24 protein-coding genes are annotated in these 23,092 nt (G+C 37.1%); 18 read left to right on the top strand and 6 right to left on the bottom strand.

All coding sequences use genetic code 11. From position 1 onward, the window contains the following. Positions 1-125: 125 nt before the first annotated feature. Positions 126-1,748, bottom strand: a complete 1,623-nt coding sequence (locus tag G9C87_RS06125; protein ID WP_172279179.1) for a hypothetical protein — start codon at positions 1,746-1,748, stop codon at positions 126-128. A 468-nt stretch (positions 1,749-2,216) separates the two neighbouring features. Between G9C87_RS06125 and G9C87_RS06120 the strand changes: the two genes are divergently transcribed. Beyond that, entirely contained in the window at positions 2,217-2,828 is a 612-nt protein-coding gene (locus G9C87_RS06120; protein ID WP_172279177.1) for a DUF4142 domain-containing protein, read from the top strand. A gap of 161 nt (positions 2,829-2,989) precedes the next feature. Here the strand turns inward: G9C87_RS06120 and G9C87_RS06115 are convergent, their stop codons facing one another. Next, positions 2,990-5,392: a hypothetical protein gene (locus G9C87_RS06115; protein ID WP_172279175.1), complete on the bottom strand. Its 2,403-nt coding sequence runs from the start codon at positions 5,390-5,392 to the stop codon at positions 2,990-2,992. Between the two features lie 371 nt (positions 5,393-5,763). Between G9C87_RS06115 and G9C87_RS06110 the strand changes: the two genes are divergently transcribed. The 9 genes from G9C87_RS06110 (at position 5,764) to G9C87_RS06070 (ending at position 13,526) form a co-directional block, all read left to right on the top strand. After that, positions 5,764-6,420, top strand: a complete 657-nt coding sequence (locus G9C87_RS06110; protein WP_172279173.1) for a MarR family winged helix-turn-helix transcriptional regulator — start codon at positions 5,764-5,766, stop codon at positions 6,418-6,420. Positions 6,421-6,456: 36 nt separating this feature from the next. Continuing rightward, positions 6,457-7,953 carry a phytoene desaturase family protein gene (locus G9C87_RS06105; protein WP_172279171.1) on the top strand — a complete coding sequence of 499 codons (1,497 nt, stop codon included), beginning with the start codon at positions 6,457-6,459 and terminating at the stop codon, positions 7,951-7,953. 1 nt (position 7,954) lies between these two features. Further along, positions 7,955-8,791: a phytoene/squalene synthase family protein gene (locus tag G9C87_RS06100; RefSeq protein WP_172279169.1), complete on the top strand. Its 837-nt coding sequence runs from the start codon at positions 7,955-7,957 to the stop codon at positions 8,789-8,791. 13 nt (positions 8,792-8,804) lie between these two features. Beyond that, positions 8,805-9,272, top strand: a complete 468-nt coding sequence (locus G9C87_RS06095; protein ID WP_172279167.1) for an SRPBCC family protein — start codon at positions 8,805-8,807, stop codon at positions 9,270-9,272. A 1-nt stretch (position 9,273) separates the two neighbouring features. Beyond that, entirely contained in the window at positions 9,274-9,726 is a 453-nt protein-coding gene (locus G9C87_RS06090; RefSeq protein ID WP_172279165.1) for a sterol desaturase family protein, read from the top strand. After that, a complete protein-coding gene (locus G9C87_RS06085) occupies positions 9,723-10,430 on the top strand; it encodes a lycopene cyclase domain-containing protein (protein WP_172279163.1) in 708 nt (235 codons plus the stop codon). Before G9C87_RS06090 ends, G9C87_RS06085 begins: the two co-directional genes overlap by 4 nt. A gap of 34 nt (positions 10,431-10,464) precedes the next feature. After that, entirely contained in the window at positions 10,465-11,748 is a 1,284-nt protein-coding gene (locus tag G9C87_RS06080) for a cryptochrome/photolyase family protein (protein ID WP_172279161.1), read from the top strand. Between the two features lie 10 nt (positions 11,749-11,758). Continuing rightward, positions 11,759-12,787, top strand: a complete 1,029-nt coding sequence (gene hemH / locus G9C87_RS06075) for a ferrochelatase (protein ID WP_172279159.1) — start codon at positions 11,759-11,761, stop codon at positions 12,785-12,787. A gap of 64 nt (positions 12,788-12,851) precedes the next feature. Further along, the gene (locus G9C87_RS06070) at positions 12,852-13,526 is read left to right on the top strand and encodes a MarR family winged helix-turn-helix transcriptional regulator (RefSeq protein ID WP_172279157.1); all 675 of its coding nucleotides are present in this window, start codon (positions 12,852-12,854) and stop codon (positions 13,524-13,526) included. Between the two features lie 69 nt (positions 13,527-13,595). On the opposite strand, the gene G9C87_RS06065 is transcribed toward G9C87_RS06070, so the two are convergent. Continuing rightward, on the bottom strand, positions 13,596-14,549 hold the full coding sequence (locus G9C87_RS06065) for a beta-1,6-N-acetylglucosaminyltransferase (protein ID WP_172279155.1): 954 nt from the start codon (positions 14,547-14,549) through the stop codon (positions 13,596-13,598). A 329-nt stretch (positions 14,550-14,878) separates the two neighbouring features. On the opposite strand from G9C87_RS06065, the gene G9C87_RS06060 reads away from it, so the two are divergent. After that, entirely contained in the window at positions 14,879-16,000 is a 1,122-nt protein-coding gene (locus tag G9C87_RS06060; protein WP_172279153.1) for a cation:proton antiporter, read from the top strand. 188 nt (positions 16,001-16,188) lie between these two features. Beyond that, positions 16,189-16,641, top strand: a complete 453-nt coding sequence (locus G9C87_RS06055; RefSeq protein ID WP_172279151.1) for an Hsp20/alpha crystallin family protein — start codon at positions 16,189-16,191, stop codon at positions 16,639-16,641. A 124-nt stretch (positions 16,642-16,765) separates the two neighbouring features. On the opposite strand, the gene G9C87_RS06050 is transcribed toward G9C87_RS06055, so the two are convergent. Both G9C87_RS06050 and G9C87_RS06045 read right to left on the bottom strand, forming a co-directional pair. Further along, positions 16,766-17,083 (bottom strand): nuclear transport factor 2 family protein, encoded by a 318-nt coding sequence (locus tag G9C87_RS06050; protein WP_172279149.1) that lies wholly within the window; start codon positions 17,081-17,083, stop codon positions 16,766-16,768. Positions 17,084-17,103: 20 nt separating this feature from the next. Beyond that, positions 17,104-17,898, bottom strand: a complete 795-nt coding sequence (locus G9C87_RS06045) for an SDR family oxidoreductase (RefSeq protein WP_172279147.1) — start codon at positions 17,896-17,898, stop codon at positions 17,104-17,106. A 144-nt stretch (positions 17,899-18,042) separates the two neighbouring features. Between G9C87_RS06045 and G9C87_RS06040 the strand changes: the two genes are divergently transcribed. After that, entirely contained in the window at positions 18,043-18,396 is a 354-nt protein-coding gene (locus G9C87_RS06040) for a winged helix-turn-helix transcriptional regulator (RefSeq protein ID WP_228456963.1), read from the top strand. Between the two features lie 77 nt (positions 18,397-18,473). On the opposite strand, the gene G9C87_RS06035 is transcribed toward G9C87_RS06040, so the two are convergent. After that, positions 18,474-19,064 (bottom strand): Crp/Fnr family transcriptional regulator, encoded by a 591-nt coding sequence (locus G9C87_RS06035; RefSeq protein ID WP_172279143.1) that lies wholly within the window; start codon positions 19,062-19,064, stop codon positions 18,474-18,476. A gap of 197 nt (positions 19,065-19,261) precedes the next feature. On the opposite strand from G9C87_RS06035, the gene G9C87_RS06030 reads away from it, so the two are divergent. From G9C87_RS06030 to G9C87_RS06010, 5 genes are all read left to right on the top strand, one after another. After that, on the top strand, positions 19,262-19,774 hold the full coding sequence (locus G9C87_RS06030; RefSeq protein WP_172279141.1) for a YceI family protein: 513 nt from the start codon (positions 19,262-19,264) through the stop codon (positions 19,772-19,774). A 261-nt stretch (positions 19,775-20,035) separates the two neighbouring features. After that, positions 20,036-20,857 carry an alpha/beta fold hydrolase gene (locus G9C87_RS06025; protein WP_172279139.1) on the top strand — a complete coding sequence of 274 codons (822 nt, stop codon included), beginning with the start codon at positions 20,036-20,038 and terminating at the stop codon, positions 20,855-20,857. 27 nt (positions 20,858-20,884) lie between these two features. Beyond that, on the top strand, positions 20,885-21,373 hold the full coding sequence (locus G9C87_RS06020; protein ID WP_172279137.1) for a MaoC family dehydratase: 489 nt from the start codon (positions 20,885-20,887) through the stop codon (positions 21,371-21,373). Between the two features lie 125 nt (positions 21,374-21,498). Continuing rightward, entirely contained in the window at positions 21,499-22,410 is a 912-nt protein-coding gene (locus G9C87_RS06015; protein ID WP_172279135.1) for an alpha/beta fold hydrolase, read from the top strand. Between the two features lie 32 nt (positions 22,411-22,442). Next, positions 22,443-23,075 (top strand): hydrolase, encoded by a 633-nt coding sequence (locus G9C87_RS06010; RefSeq protein WP_172279133.1) that lies wholly within the window; start codon positions 22,443-22,445, stop codon positions 23,073-23,075. Positions 23,076-23,092: the final 17 nt, after the last annotated feature.

Genomic DNA, 23,092 nt, shown 5'->3' with positions numbered 1-23,092 from the left:
GAAATAAGAAATCCGAAACTTGCGGTATTGTACTAAAATTTATGTGGATTTTCTTTAACGATGCTATTGTTGCAGCCATATGGATATCCGCATTTTACTATTGCAGTATATGGTCAGTATCTATTTTATTTAAATTTCAGACCTATCATGAGTATCATTGTGGTATCCATAGCGACTTGCTCGTGTCCACGTTTTACATGTTCAAAACCATATGCCTGATTGAGAAGAGCTGTACGTTTTATAGCAACATCCTTTTTACTATAAGGATGAGCTTTGTCCTCCTCATTGTTTTTCTTCTTGGCATGATTATACATTAGCCCTTCAGATAATATACGATCGCTTATCAGGAACGATCTATTACTCTGTAAGCGCATGTCGGTAAGCCTTTGTCCTGTGCTTGTGTCGACTGGTGACATAAAAGCAGGTTCCGATAGGGCACACCTCGCACAGGTATATTTAAGTAAAAGTTTCCCTTCAGACAAATAACCTTCAAAAGGTACTGACAGGTAAATATCAGCCGGCCGGCTGTACATTTGGTAAATGGCCGTCATAATAGCTGGTTCAGCACAGTTACTTGGCATCCAGTTTTCAAGCATAGTGATCCTGTTTTGTCTATTTTTATTGTCCCTATATTCGGGAGTTTGCAGGAAATATAAGCTGGATTGCATTGAAGGTGGTTTTATGCCAAGGCGTTGCATAATATCCACGTGCTTAAGTAACCTTTCGACTGTTTTTTCATAAGAATTACCGGCTGCATCTATGGGATCGGGGACCCCCATGCTGATATAACTATTTCTTTCAATCTGTACTTCTTCTAAATTAAATTTTTCACCATAAGGCCTGATACCAGAGGCTCCAAAGACGGGTCTGAAAGTTGCTCCACTACGATCTTTCATATGTCCCTCTTTAATGTACATAATACAAATACATCCTTTCCTGCTACCAGGTAATATGCCTGTTTCTCCTGTAAACAAATTATGCTTCATTAAAAGTTTGCGCGCATGCTGATGCATGATCTCATGTCTGTTAATTTTGTTGAAACTGTTGAATGTGAGCCACCGGTTTTTTGGGAAAATTGCTGCCAGGCGTGAATCACTAGGCAATAACATAACACCGGATTTTATAAGCGATATATAACGTTCATCAATTTTCAGAAACTGAGTAACTTCTTTGAACAGCTCTTTTTCTTCTTTTTTTATCCTGATAGCTGTTTCTTTTTTCTCATCTTCGAGGTCTTTTTTTGTTTTTTTTATTTTTTGGTCATATGATCGCTCAGACTTTCTGATTATTTTCCTCTTGTATCCTTCATGGGTACGTTGCCTGAAATGTATTGGTCTGGAACGTTCATATTCCAGCTGGCGAATTTGATCTGAGTATCTTTTTTCAAGTTTAGCCAATTCAATCTTAGGCTTATCCTCCAGATCTTTCAGGTGAGACATAATAGTCAGATAATTGATCTTATAATTGTACATTTTTTTCATTCTGCTTAACTCAGCTTCTAAGATTTTTTGCTCTTCCGTATCGGGTGCAGATGAGATGTAATTTTGCCTTATACGGTTTATGTAATACAAATCCTCTTTCAGGTAAAAGCTGACATCTTTTTTTACAACCTTTAAGTCATATTCATAGTCCTGTAGTGATCCTTCTGAGCCCCATTGAAATCTTTCATCATTGTCAATATCCAGGCTTTGTAAAATAGTTCGTATCTGAGATAGTTCTTCCTTTTGCTTTACAAGTTTTTCTTTCATAGTATTATTTCTTAAGCGATATATGATATTTCCATCTCTCCATTTTTGTGGTTTGATTTTCCATCTTATGGGACATTATAACTCTGGAATTCTATTGAACTGAATCCCGAAACATCTCCATAAACCAGGTTTGTATTGCTAATTTCCTATGAAAATTGAATTTGTGGGTCAGGGCATACCCCTATTTTTTGTAAATCAGGTGTTGGGTTGGGGTATTGTTTTCTTTTTTCTTAATGAATTGAGCATATAGGTTTTAGACTACCGAGGTATTGGTTTTACAATGTTTTACCATAAGAAAGATTTACCCCTTGAGAAACATAAAAAAGATAAAAAGTGATTGATGAATATGATTCAGGTCATAAAGTATCCGGTTTTACTTTTCTAAATTCGATGTGAAACAGAAATGATCTTCTCCGGTGTAAGGGATGATTTTTTTTATTTTACTGACCAAACCAATTTAATTATATTATGAAAAATTCAATTTTAACCCTTCTTGCAGTTTCCACGATGTTGGCCTGTAAGAAAAGCGAAACAACGACAGTTAATCAACCGATGGACAGTACAGCAGTGGCTCCCTCCGTTGATTCACCAGCCGTGACGGCCGATTCTACCACTGTAACAGGCACTACCAATACCAAAGTCTCTCTTTCGGATCAGGATAAGAAATTTGCCGATGGGGCAGCTCAGGGAGGTTTGATGGAGGTAATGATGGGGAAGCTTGCCGCGACGAATGCTTCCGACAAAAATGTAAAAAACCTGGGTGAAATGATGGTAAAAGATCACAGTAAAGCGAATGAAGAACTAAAAAGCTGGGCGTCAACAGTTGGTTATACTTTACCAACAAGTTTAGATGCTGAAAAACAAAATAAATACGATGAGCTGAAGTCTAAAAAAGGAGTAGAATTCGATCGTATGTATAGTGATCTTATGGTGAGTGACCACAAAGAAGATATTGCAGAGTTCAAAAAAGAAGCTGCTGATGGTCAGGAAGCTTCACTGAAGTCATTTGCAAGCAAAACCTTGCCAACCTTGGATCACCATTTAATGGAAGCACAAAAAACAAAATCAGGAATAAAGTAAAAATAAAGCCACAAATTGTAAGAAACGTAAATCTTAGAATGATGTGTGAACCGTTTTTTTCGATCCTGTGGCTTTATTTTATTAATCTTACGGATTAACAAATAATAAAAGATTCGAAAACTGCACGTTTTCGAATCTTTTTATTTGGAGATAGATAAATACTATTTAAACACCCTGTTTTCATACAGAATATTGTCATCTTCATCAAAACTGATGATCAGTACCTTATATTGTTTTGCGGTGTCGTTATTGAAGAATTTAATTCTTGGAGGAACATAATCACTGTCATACAGATTAGGATTCCAGTAAAGCGTTTCCCGGGTGTCATTTTCAATTTTCTTTGCAGGATCATCCGTATCCAGTGTTTCAATAGAAAATTCTGATGGTTTGTCGTATCCCTTTATAACCGATAGGTTGTTCTTTTGAGGATCCTTCTCGTTACTTTTAGATTTCATATTGCCTCTCATTGTATAGATGAGTACTGCGTTACCGATTAGTCCGGAACCCTTAATAATTTTCACCATGGCAATATTGTTGACCGGAAGGCTGGTGATCATACTTGCATCGGTAGGGGTTTCATCCAGGTAAAGCTTGGCTTGCTGACCACGGATATAGGGTACATTGATCCCTGAGTTATTTCTCTGGAATGTTAAACCGGCAGCTCTTCCCTGCAGCCAGTCCAATATATTGGTTGATCCGGAGACATGTTGGTCCTCGTTAACGAAATCGAATATAGTGGAATTCACGGAACTGAACATTCCCGAGGATAGTTGTTTGTTTAATTCTTCTTTGGGATCCTTCTTTTTTCCTGTTAATTGTACTTCTTCAATTTGGACATCAATATGTTCCAGCTTTTTAATATTTTTCTGAGTGTTGATGGCTTTTGAAATGGCCGGAGGAAGTTTCTTATTCTCAGTGGCTGTTACCAATGTGTATTTCGTAGCCGGCAAGCTTCCTTTAAAGGGTGTTGGGATAACTAAGGGTTCTACGGTTACGAATAAATGATCATTTTCTGATTCCTTACCCTTCTCAGAATTTGCAAATACGGAAACGTTCAGGGGTTCATCAAAACTAAGATTGTTCAAATAAATATATCCCATCTGATCGGTTCTGAACTGATTGATACTGGGTTCGTTTTCCCCTAATTTAAGAACTACATTTACATTGGTATCTCTCATCAGGGCGTTGTCTTTAAGGGGTTTTATCCTGTAAGAAAGAAATTTCTGAGAATTGGCTTTAATGGCGGGAACCGTTCCGCTAAGTACTGAATTCCAGTCAAACCTTTTCCAGTTTTCAGAAATAAGCAGGGCATCCAAAGCTTCGGTATTGGCATTTTTAGAGAAGTATTGGGCTGGACTGTCTATTTTTGAAGAAAGATCTCCTGTTAACCAAAGGTTGCTCAGGATATTCTCTTCTTCAGTTGTGTTACTTCCGTCATCCTCACTTACCAAAACCGTATAATTTTTAAAATAAGACTCCGGTGAAAGGTCGATACTGTTGAAAGATCTTGGTGTTTCTTTTAAATTCTGGCCAACAATTTCTGCTTTCTCAATCTTTAAATTATTCGGTTTGATAAAGCAAAGTCTTTTTGCGACCAGATTGTCCTGTTCATCAAAAATAGCCAGCTGTAAAACACCATTGGCCCCATTGCTGATTTTTGTAGGGATCGTGCTTGAGACTTCACTGGTTAATTGGGTAATATTTGCCTTGTAAGCTAAGTGATTATTAATGGTCCCTACAATTTTATAATTCTGAAGCTGTTGTTTTAAATTAACTCCTTTTAAACTGTATTTTATCCCTTCATTCGAGCTGGAAACTTCTACATGAAGACCGCTGTCTGTAACTTCGGGTAAATTGATGGTTTGCTTTTTTCCTGCATTATCTTCAATGATGGCCTGGTATTTTTTCCCTGATGCCGGTGTTATTTTAAAAGAAGCTACATTTTTATCAAGCGAGGTGAAAGTGGTTATAGGAACATTTGGATTTTGTACGTCTATTATTTTTCCACTCCATTTTTCCGGAAGAGAAACATTGCTATAAAGTCTTATAGCAAATTTTGTAGGTGTACCATTAATGAAGTTTCCACCTTCAGAAAACGCTTTGGCGGACCAATCTGAATTTTTAGCAACTTCTAATGCTTTAGTTGAGGTAGGATTGTAAACCGGAAGGGTTTTAACAATTTGGAAATCATCGCTGAAATTCGTCATGTACGGAGTATAGGCCCTTACAAAATAAACCTGCTCCGGAAGGTCTGCTTTAAGCTTGAAATCTCCGCTGCCTTCACCATTGGTAAGAAGTACTGTTTTCCAGTCTATTAACTTCTTATCGGAATCGTACAATTCCACAAACAGGGTGGTGGATAATGTCGAACGGTTGTAACCGTCAAATACAAAACCTTTAAACCAGATCTGGTCTCCCGCTGCATATTGAAGTTTATCGGTAAGAAGGTATACTTTTTCCTGTTCGTAATTATTTTCAAGATTAGTGATTGCTTTTTCCAGTTTGGTTTGTGATAATAAGGGTTGAACCGTTGAAATCAGCATTAAAAAGAAGATATTTTTCATAAAGATCTTAGTGCATTTGTCCAATGCTAAATTACTCAATTAAAGATTCCGAATTTGATATTTGTCTTTCAACTTAAAAAATTAATGAGATTTTAATTAATTATGAGATTTATATATAAAATTTTGGTTATAAGCTTGTTTATAGTTTATTAATATACATTTTTTTTCCTCTCTTTTTATTCTGTTCCTTGGTATTTTGAAATTATTTAATTAATTGTTTATCAGTATGTTATTGGATTTTATGATCACATGGTATTCTTTAATTTAAATGCTCTTACCGATTGACTTATACGACTTTGAACAAAAATAAAATACAATAAAAGTATATTTATATTCTTTTATAAGTATATTTGTATACTAATTTATTCGCTATGAATTATGATCTTATCAAAACAGTGGTAGAGCTTATTCAGCAATTTATGGAGCAAAATGAAGACAAAGCTCTATACAGTAACGACATCCAGGGTTTTGCGGAATGGTTAATTATTTCGCATCCTGAGGATTCTGAATCAGAACCTGGATGGCTGGGGATGGAATCAGGAAGGAGCACCGACAGTATTATCAATACTTTATTGACAAGGATGGGGAGATATGCAAAATCTTACTCGCGATCAGCAACCTACCACTCCGTTTTTTCAAGCCAGGATGATTTCATTTACCTTATAAGCCTGAAGTCTGTAGGACCTATGACCAAAATGGAATTGATAAGACGTAATGTGCATGAAAAATCTTCGGGCATCCTTATTATTAATCGCTTGATCAGGAATGGCTGGGTAAAACAGGAGATTTCTCAAAAAGATAAAAGAACAAAACATGTTCAGCTAACACAGGAAGGCCTTACTGTATTAAATGAGCATATGGATGAAATCCGTAAAGCGTCGAGGGCTGTAGTAGGAAACCTTACCCATTCTGAACAAATGCTGTTCATTGCCATACTCTCTAAATTGGATGAATTTCATCATTCCCTTTACCGTATGAATCTGGAAGCCCAGGAATTACTGGACGCTGTCTATAAAAAGCTGAACTGATGAAGTTTAAAAGTCTGTGTTAAAATGATTAAATAAATGATAACGAATACCAATAGCTTAAGAAAAAGAATTGCCGTGATAGGCTCGGGATTTTCCGGACTTTCTGCTGCTGCGTATGCTGCAAAATCAGGACATGAAGTACATGTATTTGAAAAGCATCACCAGCCTGGCGGACGGGCAAGACAATTTAAAACGGAAAACGGGTATGTTTTTGATATGGGACCAAGCTGGTATTGGATGCCTGATATCATTGAAGACTTTTTCAGTGATTTTGATTATAAAGCATCCGATTTTTTTCAATTGGTATCGTTAGATCCTCAGTTTGAAATGGTTTTTTCAAAAGAGAAAGTCTCAGTTCCCGAGAAAAACAGTGAAATCCGGGATTTATTTGAAAAAATAGAACCCGGAGCTGGCCGGCGTTATGATCAGTTTATGCAGTCTGCTCAATTCAAATATGAAACGGGGATGAAAGACTTTGTGACAAAACCATGTTACAGCTGGCTTGAATTCGCGTCTTTAAAAATAGCGGGCAGTGCTCTGAAACTTGATCTTGTAAGTAATTTCAGAAAATATGTTTCGGGCTACTTTTCGGATCCGAAGCTCAGATCACTGATGGAATTTCCGGTTATATTCCTCGGTGCTTCACCGCAACATATTCCCGCATTGTACAGCCTGATGAATTATGGAGGATATGTCCTGGGAACAAAATATCCTATGGGAGGATTTTATCAGCTTGTTCTTGCCATGAAGAAGGTGGCAGAAAAACAAGGCGTAACTTTCCATTTTAACCATAACGTACAGCAGTTCAATACGGAAAAAGGCAAAGTTACTTCCATCAGGATCAATGGGGAAGACCATGAATTTGATGCCGTCATTGCCTCATCAGACTATCATCATACCGAAACATTAATTCCTGAATCACTCAGAAACTATACTGATGCCTATTGGAAAACCAGAACCTTTGCTCCTTCATGTCTCATCTACTATCTCGGTGTTAAAGGGAAAATTCCTCATTTAAAGCATCACACCCTGTTTTTTGAAAATGAGCTTGATGATCATATAGATTGTATTTATAAAGATAAGAAGTGGCCGTCAAAACCCTTGTTTTATGTATGCTGTCCTTCAAAGACAGATCCGGATGTAGCACCTCAGGATGGCGAGAATCTTTTCTTGCTGTTGCCTCTTGCTCCGGGAATACATGACGAAGAGTCTCTAAGAGAGCAATATCTGATGAAAATGCTTGCAAGAATTGAAAAGCATACGGGAGAAAGCGGTCTCCTATCCAGAATTGAATACAAAAGAAGTTATTGTGTCAGCGATTTTATTTCAGATTATAATGCTTATGAAGGTAACGCGTACGGATTATCCAATACATTATCGCAGACGGCTGTTTTAAAACCTAAAATAAGAAACAAAAAGATTAAGAATCTTTTTTATACAGGACAATTAACTGTTCCGGGACCGGGTGTTCCTCCGTCAGTAATTTCCGGAAAAATTGTAGCGGCTGAAGTTAGTAAACTAAAAATAAATTAATATGAAAAAATTGTTTGATGAATTGTCTTACGAAGTCAGTAAGAGCACCACACAAAAATACAGTTCCAGTTTCTCACTAGGAATATTGGCATTGAAGCCATCCATCAGACCTGCTATTTATGCTATTTATGGTTATGTACGCCTGGCAGATGAAATTGTTGATAGTTTTCATTGCTATGATAAAGAGAGACTTTTGAAAAGATTAAGAGCTGAAACCTATCGGGCACTGGAAGAGGGTATATCGCTGAATCCCATTTTGCATTCCTTTCAGGAAACAGTTCGCAGGTATGATATCGATACAAAGCTGATCAGGCAGTTTTTACACAGCATGGAAATGGATCTTCATAAAATTGATTATAACTCGGAACTCTATGATGAATATATCTATGGCTCTGCTGAGGTGGTGGGTTTGATGTGTCTGCAGATTTTTACTGAAGGTGACAAGCAGCAATTTGAAAAGCTGAAACCGTTTGCCATGAAATTGGGATCTGCTTTTCAGAAAGTTAATTTTTTAAGGGATTTGAAAGATGACTATCAGGTCCTTGGACGAACCTATTTCCCGTCTGTAAATATGTCTGTCTTTGATAACACCGTGAAAGGGCAGATCGAAAAAGAAATTGAAGGTGAATTTAAAGAAGCATTACAGGGAATTAAAAAATTACCAGGTTCCTCTATGTTCGGAGTATATCTCGCATACAGATACTATCTGTCATTGTTTGAAAAAATAAAGAAGACAAGCTCTCATCGTATTTTACAGCAAAGGGTGAGGATCGCTAATTCACAGAAACTTTTTGTTGCGTTCAAAAGCTATATAAGATACAAAGCTGCTTATTTCTAATTAATAAAAAAGAATGTTACACAGATTATACAGGGAGCAACAGTTAAATTGTACTATCGAATCGGTCTGGAATTTCTTCTCATCGCATGATCATTTTTCTGAAGCAACTCCTGAAGTAATGAATTTTCTGGTTGTTTCGGGTATTCTGGACCGGCCGGTTTTTAAAGGAATGGAAATAGAGTATAGGGCCTTTTCTTTTTTAGGAAGCCCGATCAAATGGGAAATGATGATCAGCCAGGTAGAAGATTATAAAAGCTTTACCGGCTTCCAGAAAAAAGGTCCGTATAAGTATTGGAATCATTTTCATGAATTCATTCCAAATGATAAAGGAGTATTGATGAAAGATACTGTAGATTATGAACTTCCCCTGGGGATCATAGGAAGAATAGCCCATCGGTTATTTATAAAGAAAAAGCTCGAAAGTATATTCGATTTAAGGTCCGGCGTTTTAAATGCTCTTTTTAACAATAATGATTATTAACATGAATTTTCTGATCGTCTTAGGTGTTTTTATTTCAATGGAAGGCGCAACATGGCTCATCCACAGGTATATTATGCACGGTTTTCTCTGGAGCCTGCATCGCGATCATCATGACCATAGTCATGATGGAAAACTGGAAAGAAATGACCTCTTCTTTTTCATTTTCGCAAGCCCGGCCATTGCTCTATTATACCTTGGAGTAAAACAGGAATTCAGTTATCTTTTTTTTGTAGGCCTTGGAATAAGCCTTTATGGAATGGCCTATTTCTTTGTGCATGATATTTTTATTCATCAAAGGGCAAAGGTCTTTACTAAGACAAAGAATCCGTATTTCCTTGCCATCAGACGTGCCCATAAACAGCATCATAAACATCTGGGAAAGGAAAGCGGGGAGTGCTTTGGTTTTTTGTGGGTTCCTGTAAAATATTTTAAAATGTATTTCAATAAAAAATGATGCCTTATACTTACATACTAATCAATTTTTTCACTGTTATCATTTGCTTTTTGGCTTCTTTTGATAAGAGAATACAGTTTCATAAGCTTTTCGGAAAGTTTTTGATTTCCTCTGCTATTGTAGCCATTCCTTTTATTGGCTGGGATATATGGTTCACTGCAAAAGGGGTGTGGTGGTTTGATCTCAGGTACACTATGGGATTTAAGATGGCCGGACTTCCTATTGAAGAGTGGCTGTTTTTTTTCTGCATTCCCTTTGCGTGTGTTTTTACCTACTACTGTCTGGACAAATTTTTTAATCTGGACTGGGCCAATGCTTTCAATAACCTGATCGTATTTGCTGCCGTTATTATCCTCAGTGTTACAGGACTTCTTTTTTATGACAGAATATATACCCTGGTAACGATCATTGTTACGATTTTTACCCTTTGTTATCTCCATTTTATAGGTAAAAAAGAATGGATAGGGAAAGCAAGCTTTGTGTATCTGGTCTTAATGCCAGGATTCTTTGCTGTAAATGGAATACTTACCGGTTCTTTGATTCAATCTCCGGTGGTGAATTATAACGCTGATGAGTTTATGGGGATCAGAATGGGGACCATTCCTGTCGAAGATGCTGTGTATGGTTACAGCCAGTTTTTGCTTATTATTTATTTCTTTAAAAAACTGACTGAAAGTAAAGAACAGAAAATTCCCAGCTATTAAACAAATACTATACTTTAATTGTAAAAGATACCTCATGGAGAAAGTAAATATTTTTTGGTTCAGAAGAGACCTTAGGCTGGAAGATAATGTTGGGCTTCATCATGCCCTTACCTCAGGGTTAAAGGTTGTTCCTGTTTTTATCTTTGATACTGAGATCCTGGACCGTCTTCCGGATAAAAATGATAAACGAGTAGATTATATTCATCAGGCTTTGCAACGGATGCATCAGACTTTGCAAAAATACAACAGCGGACTTACGGTTTATTATGGTAGTCCCGTCGATGCCTTTAAAAAACTAACGGAGGATTTTACTATTGATACGGTTTTTTGCAACAGGGATTATGAACCTTCAGCCATACAAAGGGACCAACGGGTAGCTGATCTGCTGCTGAAAAGTCATATTGATTTTAAAGATTTTAAAGATCAGGTACTGTTTGAGGGTAATGATATTGTGAAGGATGACCTTTCTCCTTATACCGTTTTTACTCCGTATTCTAAGAAATGGAAGGCAAATTTGAAAAACGTAGAAACTTTTACCATACAATTGGATCAGTTTGCAGATTATAACGGGCCTTCGGAGATCATCTCACTGAAAAAAATCGGATTTAAGAAAACAGATCTTGAATTTAAAGAACCTGAACTGAAAAAGAATATAATAGATTCTTACGGAAAATACAGGGATTTTCCAGCTATGGATCATACGACACACCTTGGGATCGCGCTGCGTTTCGGTACCATTTCGGTAAGGAAATGTATACGGTACGCTGTTAAGCATAATGAAGTCTGGCTTAATGAGCTTATCTGGAGGGAATTTTTCATGCAGATTCTGTATCATTTTCCAGATGTTGTCCATCATTGTTTTAAAAAGAAATATGAAGATATTAAGTGGAGGAATGATGAAAAAGAGTTTAAGGCTTGGTGTAAAGGTAAAACAGGATATCCTATTGTGGATGCCGGAATGAGAGAGCTCAATCAAACCGGATTTATGCATAACAGGGTAAGAATGATTACTGCAAGTTTTCTTACCAAGCATCTGCTCATTGATTGGCGATGGGGAGAAGCCTATTTTGCTGAAAAATTATTAGACTATGATCTCGCAGCCAATAACGGGAACTGGCAATGGGCTGCAGGTTGCGGTTGTGATGCCGCACCTTACTTCAGGATATTTAATCCATATGAGCAGACTAAAAAATTTGATAAAGACACTAAATATATCACAAAATGGCTTCCCGCAGATTACAAGGAAGAACCGATTGTAGAACATGCAAAAGCAAGAGAAAGAGCATTAAAAACTTATAAGGAAGCATTAGCAGAATAACGAAAAAGACATGGCAAAAAAAGGAATTTTATTAATCAATCTTGGTTCACCAAGATCAACGGCGGTAGAGGATGTAAAAGAATATCTGGATGAATTCCTGATGGATGAAAAAGTGATTGATTACCGGTGGATTTTCCGGGCACTTCTGGTTCGTGGAATTATTTTAAATACCCGCCCGGCGAAATCAGCAGAAGCTTATAAAACCGTCTGGACAGATGAAGGCTCTCCACTTATTGTTATAACAAAAAAGATACGGCAAAAGCTGCAAAAGCTCGTGGATGTTCCCGTTGAAATAGGAATGCGGTATGCTGAACCCAGCATTGAAACAGGCATCAGGAACCTGGCTGAAAAGGGAGTTACAGAAATTGTTTTACTTCCGCTTTATCCCCAATATGCGATGAGTACCACCGAAACTGTGATTGAAAAAGCTGAAGAAATAAGAAAGAAAAAATTTCCCCATATAAAGATCAATTACATTCAGCCTTTTTATCATCGGGACCTGTATATCAATTGTCTGGCAGAAAGTATCCGGGAGAAACTTCCTGAAAATTTTGATGCCTTGTTGTTCTCTTATCATGGGGTTCCGGAAAGACATATTTACAAAACGGATCCAACGAAGACCTGCAATATGAATGATTGCTGTTATAAAGATACTCTTCCCAGCCATTCGTTTTGTTACCGCCATCAGTGTTTTAATACCACCGAGCAGGTGATCAAAAAACTGGGATTACCTAAAGATAAAGTGATTGTCTCTTTTCAGTCCCGATTAGGAAAAGACAAATGGATTGAACCTTATACAGATCATACATTAAAAACGATTCCCGGAAAAGGAATTAAAAATCTTGCTATTGTTTGTCCTGCATTTGTTTCAGATTGCCTTGAAACCCTGGAAGAAATTTCAGTTGAGGGAAAAGAACTCTTTCTGGAAGCAGGTGGTGAAAATTTCAATTATATACCTTGCCTGAATGATGAAGACCGATGGATTGAAGTCATCCGGACACTTTGCGAAGAGCAGCTGAATCAATTTTATTTGGTCTAGCTCATAATGGTAAGCTATAGACTTGTATGAGGAATTTGGTATATTTGTAAACTATTTAATTAAAATGAATTACACGCTTATTAAAGATTGTATAGATCTGTTACAGGATTTTGAAACGGAGGTCCGTTCCAATCCTGATTTATATCCGGACAATATCCAGGGCTTTAAAGCGTGGATTTCTGCTCAGGGAAATATGAGATCAAATCCTTTAGAGGAGCCCTATTGGGAGGGTAAAGAGAACGGAAGGACGCCGGAAAGTGCTATCAGTACACTGCTCGTTCATCTGAATCGGTATGCAAAAACCTATTCAAAATCTGCTATTCTTGATTCTGAATTTTCCACCCAGGAAGATTTTATCTATTTAATTAATTTAAAGGCGTTCGGAGAAATGACGAAGATGGCTCTTATCAAGAAAAATATTCATGATAAACCGGTAGGTATGCTTATTATTGCAAGATTACTGCGCCAGGGACTTATAGAGCAGACGGAATCCGAGGTCGATAAACGCAGCAAATTGATCCGTATCACGGAAAGGGGATTATCGGTTTTAGAAAAACAAATGGAAAAGATCCGCCAGGCCACGAATATTGTGGCAGGAAACCTTAATTACAACGAAAAGATGGAACTTATACGTATTCTCAATAAGCTGGATCGCTTTCATTATCCCATTTTTTCACGGAACATCCATTCCGATCAGCTGATCAATACAGTATATGAAGAGTATATATTGAAAGATTAATAGCTTTTTACCAGATTATCAGGGGATAGAAGATCAATATCACTTACTTGGTAAGTTTTAATAACTCTATTATGACCATTTATCGTTATGCTCATCCCTTTTTAGTTCTCTTTCCACCTCGTTCACTTCAGTTAGTGGAAGGTCGTAAGTTTCATCAATATATTTAAGAATATTTTGATGGATCTCATGATTTAACTTTCGGATAAAAAGCTGGTTAGTAGTTTTTAATAATCCGATAAGATGATTTTGGGATTGATCCCTGTTAAAAAAAGATTTTTCAATAGATGCCCTTTTATCATCATTTACAATAATATCTTTAAAAACCGTATTCATGAGCACGGTCTGAAAAAATGATTCTGCAGGTAAGAGCGTATGTAAATAATAATCCTCAAAATCCATTACCCGCTTGTTATTGGTTAAAAAGGAACATGTTTCTCGGGTGAACATAAACCATTTTCCGCCGATATAAGGAGTAACACCGTCCATGAATGCCCTTTTATAAATCATTGAAGAGATTTTATGGGTGAGTTCCGTGAAGTGGTTCTGTATCCTCTGAAGCGTAGCAGGTCTGTAAAACTTCTGATCATAATAAAAAAGATAGTTCCTGCCATTATTTACTGTGAGAAACTGACGGATAATATTTTGTGATTTAAGCGGATAATCTTCTCCGCTTAGGTTGACAAAATAATCCCATTCTGCGTTCACATTAAGTAAGTATTCCATGGCATTAAGTTCTGCCTGAATCATACTGAATCCGCCAGCTACGATATTTATGCTTTCCAGAATATAAACGTTGGGAAAATGTACCAGATACTGCTGGATTTCCTCGGTAAACTCTTCTTTGGCTTTCCGGTCTATATGAACCAGGTAAAACTGATCACGGGTGTAGATTTTTTCGAACATTGCCTTAAATATTTCCGGCTTGTGGTGTACCATGATAAAATAAGCAATTCGGATCTGAGAAGACGGGTTACTATCTGATTTGTGGGATAAAGGATGCGGTTGTACTGCGGTGGTTTGCATATGCTGGAATTATAAAATTATCCGCTCTTTGCAAACAATTAAATTTATGGGGGTAAGGTACGAATATATTTTTGATAATCAGTTAATTAATGTATGTTGAATGCCTCCCTCAATAAATCTTAGCAACCAGGAACCATGAAATTTTGACAGTATTTCAGAAAAAATATCACAGCATATCGACTGGTATTTTTTTTGTTGACTTTCCACATAGCCGGCCAGCTACCTTTACACTGCCGTTTAAACGGATTTTACTTGTTTGAATCTAAAGATTGAAATATTTAAACCCTAATAGTTATAGAGATATGCTTTGGACAGTATGTGTTTTGTGTATGACAATTTTAGGTCTGATGTTTTTGCTGAAAAAACTTAAGCAGCCCTATCTTATCGCTTATATTATTGCCGGGGTATTGTTGGGACCCTATGTTTTCAGAATTGTAGATAAACCAGATGAAATAGAAGTTATTGGCGAGATCGGGATATTGTTGCTGATGTTCTTCATCGGAATGGAAATCAATATTCCGAATAAAAGAAGTCTTATTATTAAGCCTGTGATGGCGCAGAGTATTAAAGTGTTGCTGAGCTTTGTATTTGCCTATCTCCTAGGAAGGATACTTCACCTGGACTATAAAAGTATTCTCCTGATTGCCATCCTTTTCATGTTCAACAGTACAGCAGTTGTTGTCGATTTTATGAAGAGGCATGGAACATTAAATACCGCCTTTGGAATAATTATACTCAATATCCTATTATTGCAGGACCTTCTTCTTGCTCCGGTACTGACCCTGCTGAAGTTCTGGAGTGGTGAAGAATTCAACATCTTTAACTTTGTGCTTCCTTTAGCTTTATGCATCGGTATTTTTTTAATATTCAGGAAGGTCAGAAATTTAAGGGAGATCAGAATTTCAAGTACTTTTCTTGAAAATGACCATGATCTGCAGGTTTTTTTTGGCCTTTTTATCTGTCTTGGCTTTGGTCTTATTGCGGAAACCATTGGTCTGAGTGCCGCATTGGGAAGTTTTATAGCAGGAGTTCTGGTTGGAAAAATACAGGCATTCCACTGGCTTGAAAACTCTTTGTTGCCCTTCAAGGTTTTCTTTATTTCACTTTTTTTCGTATCCATTGGTCTAAGACTGGATATTAATTATCTTTTATCCAATTATATGCTGATTGGTATCGGTACCTTGGTCGTTTTAATAAGCAATAGTATTATGTCATCCGTTTTCTTTCGGATTCTGAACTTCAGCTGGAAAGACAGTTTTTATGGTGGAGCATTGCTTTCTCAGACCGGGGAATTTGGGATCCTGGCACTATCTATTGCCTATAAATCCGATATGGTAGGATATGATCTGTATAAAGCCGGATTAGGTATTACCTGCTTGTCTCTATTATTATCAACCTTTTGGATCAGTTGCGGTGCATTTGTTAAGATTCGCAAATCTGTACGCAGTTAAAAATAAGGAATGAGAGATATGGGATTACAATCAGGACTCATTTTGTGTCACAAAAATGAAATTTTGACAGAAATTCTGAAAAAATATCACCATTTATCCGGTGGTATTTTTTTTGCTGGTTTTTAAGTACAGCTGGCCAGCTGATGTGTTATTAAATAATTGTTAAACTTATTTAAAAAGAGATTACTATGAATAATCTAATGAAAAGAAACGGAAACAGCAATTTAGGCATTTCAAACATCTTTGATGATTTTTTTAGTCGTGAACTTTTTAACTGGGGTAATAACAATTACTCATCTACCAGTACAACCGTACCATCGGTAAATATAAAGGAAAACGGAGATGCGTATGAGGTTCAGGTTGCTGCGCCCGGAATGGATAAGAATGATTTTGATATCAGTCTTGATGGTAACCTGCTGACCATTTCATCCATGAAACAGGACAGTAGTGAAACAAAAGAAGAGAACTTCACCCGAAGAGAGTTCAGTTATCAGTCCTTCCAGCGTAGTTTTGAACTTCCGAAGAATGTTGTTGACCAGGATAACATTAACGCGAAATATGAAAACGGATTGCTTATGCTTACTATTCCTAAGAAGGAAGATGCAAAGCAGAAACCACCAAGAAGGATTGAAATATCATAAAAATATTTAGAAAAATGGCTACCATGGTAGCCATTTTTTATTAAAAGAGAATGAATAGCAGGATTTATAAACCAAAAAGCTGAAGTGAAATCTCCAGCTTTAATTGATTGTATCGGTTATTATATTAACCGGTTACTTTCAATGATTGAATATATCCGTCAGACAATTGAAAATGATATTTCAAAACAATAGGGCTGCCAGGAAAGTCTCCTAAAACTTCTGCCGATAAAATATTTTCATTTTCATTATAGTCTAAAGGCTTCATAGTAGCATTGTAATCTTTGTTGGCTTTATCAATCCATTTTTCAATTTCGGTTTTTCCGTTATGAGTTTTACCTTCATCAAATACTTCTGCATTTTCATTAAAACAATTGGCATAAGCAATACTGTCAAAATTGTTTTGGGCTTCGATTAAATCTGTGATAACTTTTGGTAGGTTCATTTTTTATTTTTTTAAGATGATTAAACTGTTGGCACTGTGCCACCATCGATTACAAATTCAGTTCCGGTTAAATAGCTGGCTCTTGGTGAAACTAGGAAACCTACTAATTCAGCAACTTCTCCCGGTTCTGCGGGTCTGCCGTAAGGTATTCCACCCAATGCATCCATAACACTTTGCATGGCCTCTTCTTCTGTACTATTTGCATTTCTTGCAATCTCACCCAGCCACGCTGTGGATGCCGTTGTATTGATCCATCCCGGTGAAACAGTCAGCACGCGGACACCTTTGGGGGTTACTTCATTTGACAAACTTTTACTGTAATTGATCAATGCTGCCTTTGCAGCTGCATACGGCAAAGTAGAATCATACAACGGCAGTTTACCCTGGATTGAAGCAATATGAATAATAACACCGCTTTTGCGCTCTATCATTTGTGGTAAAAACCCTCTGTCCAGTCTGACCGGAGCAAGCAAATTGGCTCGAAGAGTTGATTCCCAATCTTCATCGTTCAGTGCAATGAAGCCTCCCGCAGGTGTTGATGAAGAACCAAGGTTGTTCACAAGAATGTCGAGTCTGCCATAAGTAGACAGCACTTCGCTGATGACATTTTGTGTTCCTTGAGCTGTACTTAAATCGGCCGAAATAAAATGCAGGTTTTCATTTTCTTTTTCAGGCTTGTTTCTCGCTGTAATAATAACCTTTGCACCGGCTTGTAGCAATCTCTCTGCTATGGCTTGTCCGGCCCCTTTTGTTCCTCCTGTTACCAAGGCAATTTTACCTTGAAGTTCATTGTTGTAATTAAATTGATTTTCCATTGTCTAATTCTTTGATACAAATTTCCGAAGTATCACTATTTTAGGCAATAACGGAAAATCGAATTGCATAGGGATAATTTATTCCCCTATTGTACAATTTGGTACATTGGGCTACATTTGTATATGCATGAAAGAAAAATACCTTTGAATTTGAACTGTGGCCTTGACCTTATTGGTGAAGTCCTTTATGGCAAGTGGAAAATCCGTCTGCTATGGTTTATCTATCAGGGACATCTGCGTCCAAGCGAATTACAGCGTAAAATTCCGGATGCATCAAGGCGTGTATTAAATATTCAATTAAAAGAACTTGAAGAGCATGAACTTGTCACTAAAAAAATCTATGCTCAGGTCCCTCCCAAAGTTGAATATTCACTCACAGATTTTGGTAAGACACTAATTCCTGTAATTTCTGTATTAGGCGGTTGGGGCGACGAGAATGAAGATAGACTGAGAAGAGTAATTCTGTCAAGAATGGGAGAGCATGATAAACATTCATAGCTTGCTTGATTTAATTATTAACGCTCAAAACAACGTTAACTATTTAATTGGTGATTCTTATTAAATTTTTCTCAAATCTATTTCTGTTTACGGATACGGCTTAAAGTTTCTTTTGTAATTCCCAAATACGATGCAATAAGATGTTGTGGAAATCTTTGTAAAAATGCAGGATGAGTTTTAAAAAGATTATGATAACGTTCTGCTGCGGAAAGGCTTATTGCATTATTGATGCGATTTTGCATCGCTATGCCGTGGTTCATATCCAATCGTTTTGTCAATTCATTTAAAGCCGGAACTTTTGTCATTTCGTTAATGTCTTCTTTTGAAATCATCAACATCTCAGTATCCTCATAGGCTTCAATAGTATAAATGGACGGTTTTGAGCCTAATAGACTTTCTCGATCAGCTACCCACCAGTTTTCCAGATAAAGGTTGATGACATTTTCCTTTCCAGAGTCGTCCACAGAAAATTGTTTCATTGCTCCCTTAATGATGAAACCACAGTATTTGCAAATTTCTCCCTGCTTTAGAAAAAACTGTTTTTTTTCAATTTTTTTGTAAACAAATAACTCTCGTATAAATTTTTTGTCATCAGAACTTAATGTGGATGAGCTGTGAGCTTCGATATAACTGAAAAGAATTAAAAAACTGTCCTGATTGATATTCATAGTTAGGTCCTGAACTGATTTCTTGATTTACGAATTTAATGAAAATTATCTGGTCATTAAAAGTTATTATCAAATCCGTTATCAAAATAAATCATTGAATCATTTTGATGCAAAATATTTATTATCAAATATCAACAACTTCCAGACTTGGATGCCTGTAAATTTGCGATATAAATAACCTTTAAAATATAATTACAATGGCTACAAAATGGAACCTAGACCCAACACACAGTGAAATAACTTTCAAGGTAAGACATATGATGATTTCAAATGTCAAAGGAAATTTCACCAATTTTGATGTGCAGCTTGAAGCAGAAGACGATACTTTTACCAATGTAAAAACAGTAGCAACTATTCAGACAGATTCTATATCTACATACAATACCGACAGAGACAATCACCTGAAATCGGCAGACTTTTTTAATGTTGAAGTACATCCTGTAATCACTTTTGAAGCTTCTGCATTAAGCAATGAAGTAAAGGGTGATCTTACCATTAACCACATTACAAAACCAATTACTCTTGATGTGGATTTCAACGGAATTAAAACAGATCCTTACGGAAATACAAGAGCAGGATTTTCTTTTGAAGGCAAAATCAATAGAAAAGATTTCGGACTTACCTGGCATGCTGCGCTTGAGGGCGGAGGAGTAATGGTAAGCGATGAGGTTAAACTTGCGGGCGATTTACAGTTTGTAAAACAGCAATAAGAAAACATCAAATAGCAAACAATAGACAAGCCTTTGGAACCTCAAAGGCTTTTGTTTATTTATGATCGGAATTTTAATGGAATTTATTTCCATTGAACTTTCTTTATACAAAACTAAATAATGCAATCATAAAACTACGATATTTCGTAGTTTTTTTTCATTATGATATTTTAAATAATATTCTGTAAATCAGGTGTTTTGTTGTTTTGGGTTATTTTTTGGCATTATGCTCATAAGTTTAATTCAAAAAATAATACAACAATGAGCACATTAACATTAAAAGACGGAACAGAAATTTTTTACAAAGATCAGGGACAAGGACCTGTCTTGATGTTTCACCACGGGTGGCCATTATCATCTGATGACTGGGATGCACAGGTAATTTTCTTTTTACAGAAAGGCTACAGAGTGGTTACCCACGACAGAAGAGGCCACGGACGCTCCAGCCAGAATATCTACAATCATACTATTGAACAATACGCTTCTGATGCTGCAGAACTGGTTGAATTTTTAGATCTGAAAGATGTTGTACACATCGGGCATTCAACAGGAGGTGGAGAAGTGATCCGTTATGTTAACAAATATGCAAACGGAAGAGCTAAGAAAGCGGTTCTGATAAGTGCCATTCCGCCGGTAATGGTTAAGAGTGAAAATAATCCTGACGGTGTTCCGATGTCAGTTTTTGATGATATCAGAGAACAGACGATGAACAACAGAAACCAGTTTTATTATGATCTTACTTTCCCTTTCTATGGCTATAACAGAGAAGGAGCGAGTGTAAAGGACGGAGTTCAGAGAAACTGGTGGAGACAAGGATTGATGGGAGGAATTGTTGCTCATTATGACGGGATCAAAGCTTTTTCAGAAACAGATTTAACCGAAGATTTAAAAGCTGTGGATATTCCTGTTTTGGTGATGCATGGTGAGGATGACCAAATCGTCCCTATTGCCAATGCGGCATTAAAATCAATTAAATTACTAAAGAACGGAAAACTGATCACATATCCGGGGTTTCCTCACGGAATGCCCACTACAGAGCATCAAACCATAAATAAAGACCTTTTGGAATTTATTGCTGAATAATTATCATTCCATTCAAATCCAAAATATATGGAAAACTCAAAAACTCACGAAGCGGAATTCAATCCTGAAGATTTTGCTATTGTGCCTGCCCGTACGTTTGACGAACTGAAAGTAGGTGAATTGTTCAGGGCGCCAAGCAGAACTCTTACTGATGCACATGCTTCAGCTTTTCAAACGGTTTCCTGTGATAATCATCCGATTCATTACGATGTGGAATATGCAAAAAGATACGGCCATGAAGCTCCAGTAGTTCACGGTTTGCAGGTATTGGCTTTTACCGCACCGGGCGCGACTCTTTTGCCTCATTACTTCGGAAGTGTTTTTATTGCTTTTTTAGAATTATCATGCCATTTTTTGAAAGAGGTACATTCAGGAGATACGTTGTATTCCTCGTTGGAAATCACCGATTTAACGCCACAGGAAGACAGAGGTATAGTGACCACAAAAGTGAGAGTCTATAACCAAAAATCTGAACTCGTTCTGGAAGGGCAGCATAAATATTTACTAAAAAGATAATTTCTTTTTCAAATCTGCTGTCTTCTTTTTAAATGGAGATCCTTTTAGGGAAGGCAGCTGATTCAATACCACTTTGACAGATTTATTGTAAATCTGTCAAAAATCAGCCATTAAATATCATCATTATGAAACTAAAATCAATTTTTGGTGCCACCGTGCTATTGTCAGCGGTATTCCTTAACAATATTAACGCACAAAATATGGCAAAATTTATAAAAGCCAGAGCAGAATATATCGAAGTGGAACCTAATGTAAGACTTCATGTTTCCGACCTTGGAGAAGGTAAGCCGGTTGTTTTAATCCACGGTTATCCGGTAAGTGATGCTTCATGGGAGTACCAGTATCTTCCTTTAATCAAAGCGGGTTATCGTGTTATAGGAATCACTCTGAGAGGATTCGGACAGTCGGATAAGCCTTATGGAAAATATGATTATGACCAGTTTGCTTCTGATATCAAAACTGTTTTGGATAAACTGGATATCAAAGATGCTACGTTGGGCGGCCATTCCATGGGGGGTGCGATTGCTTTGCATTACGTGGCGAAATACAACAGTGCCCATGTCAGTAAACTGGCATTATTCGCTGCTGCTGCACCTGTTCATACCAAAAAACCGGATTATCCTTATCCGCTATTTACAAAAGAAGATATTACCAAATGGATAGACCTTGTAAGCGTAGACAGACCGGGATTACTGAACACTATAGGTGAAAGATTTGTTTTATCCGCAACTTCTGTTTCACCAGGTATAGGAACCTGGCTTGGAGGGATTGAAATGCAGTCATCCGCTTATGCAATGGAGCAGGCGTTAATCGCTTTAAGAGACGAAGACCTTCGTGGAGATTTACCTAAAATCAAGATTCCGACCCTTATCATGCAGGCAAAACAGGACAAGATAGTGGCTTATGCTTTAGCAGAGCAAATGAACAAAGCTATTAAAGGATCTAAGCTTATTCCTTTTGAAAACAGCGGACATGCACTGTTCCTCGAAGAAAAAGACAAATTCAATGAAGAGTTATTGAAATTTCTTAAACAATAAAATATAAACAAAAAAATATCTAAATAAACTTTATGAAACCATCATCAAAACTTCTTTCCCCTGAAAATCATGCACTGGTACTTATTGATTTCGAAGGACAAATGGCATTTGCCACCAAAAGTATCTCTATGAACGAACTGCGTAATAATGTAGCAGTACTGTGTGGAGCATCCAAAATATTCAATGTTCCGACCATCATTACTACGGTTGCAGAACAAAGCTTTTCAGGTCCTGTTTTCCCGGAAATTGAGGAAGCATTTCCTATGACAACCTCAGGCTACATCGACAGAACTACTATGAATACCTGGGAAGATGAAACTGCTTATAAAGCCATTACAGGAACCCAGAAGCAAAAACTGGTTTTTGCAGGATTATGGACAGGCGTTTGTATTGTGGGGCCGGCATTATCTGCACTTGAGGAAGGCTATGACGTGTATGTCATTACCGATGCCTGTGGCGATGTGAGTGATGAGGCGCATGAAAGAGCGGTACAGAGAATGATCCATTCAGGAGTAAAGCCTATGACTTCCATTCAGTATATCCTGGAACTTCAGAGAGACTGGGCACGTCAGGAAACCTATGGCCCTGTAACTGACCTGATGAAAAAATATGGTGCTTCTTACGGATTGGGAATCCACTATGCTCACCATATGCTGAATCATTAAAATCCATATACCATTTT

The sequence above is a fragment of the Chryseobacterium sp. LAM-KRS1 genome (genome assembly GCF_013184525.1).
GTDB classification, from domain to species: domain Bacteria; phylum Bacteroidota; class Bacteroidia; order Flavobacteriales; family Weeksellaceae; genus Chryseobacterium; species Chryseobacterium proteolyticum.
This window is presented reverse-complemented; position numbering and strand designations above follow the sequence as displayed.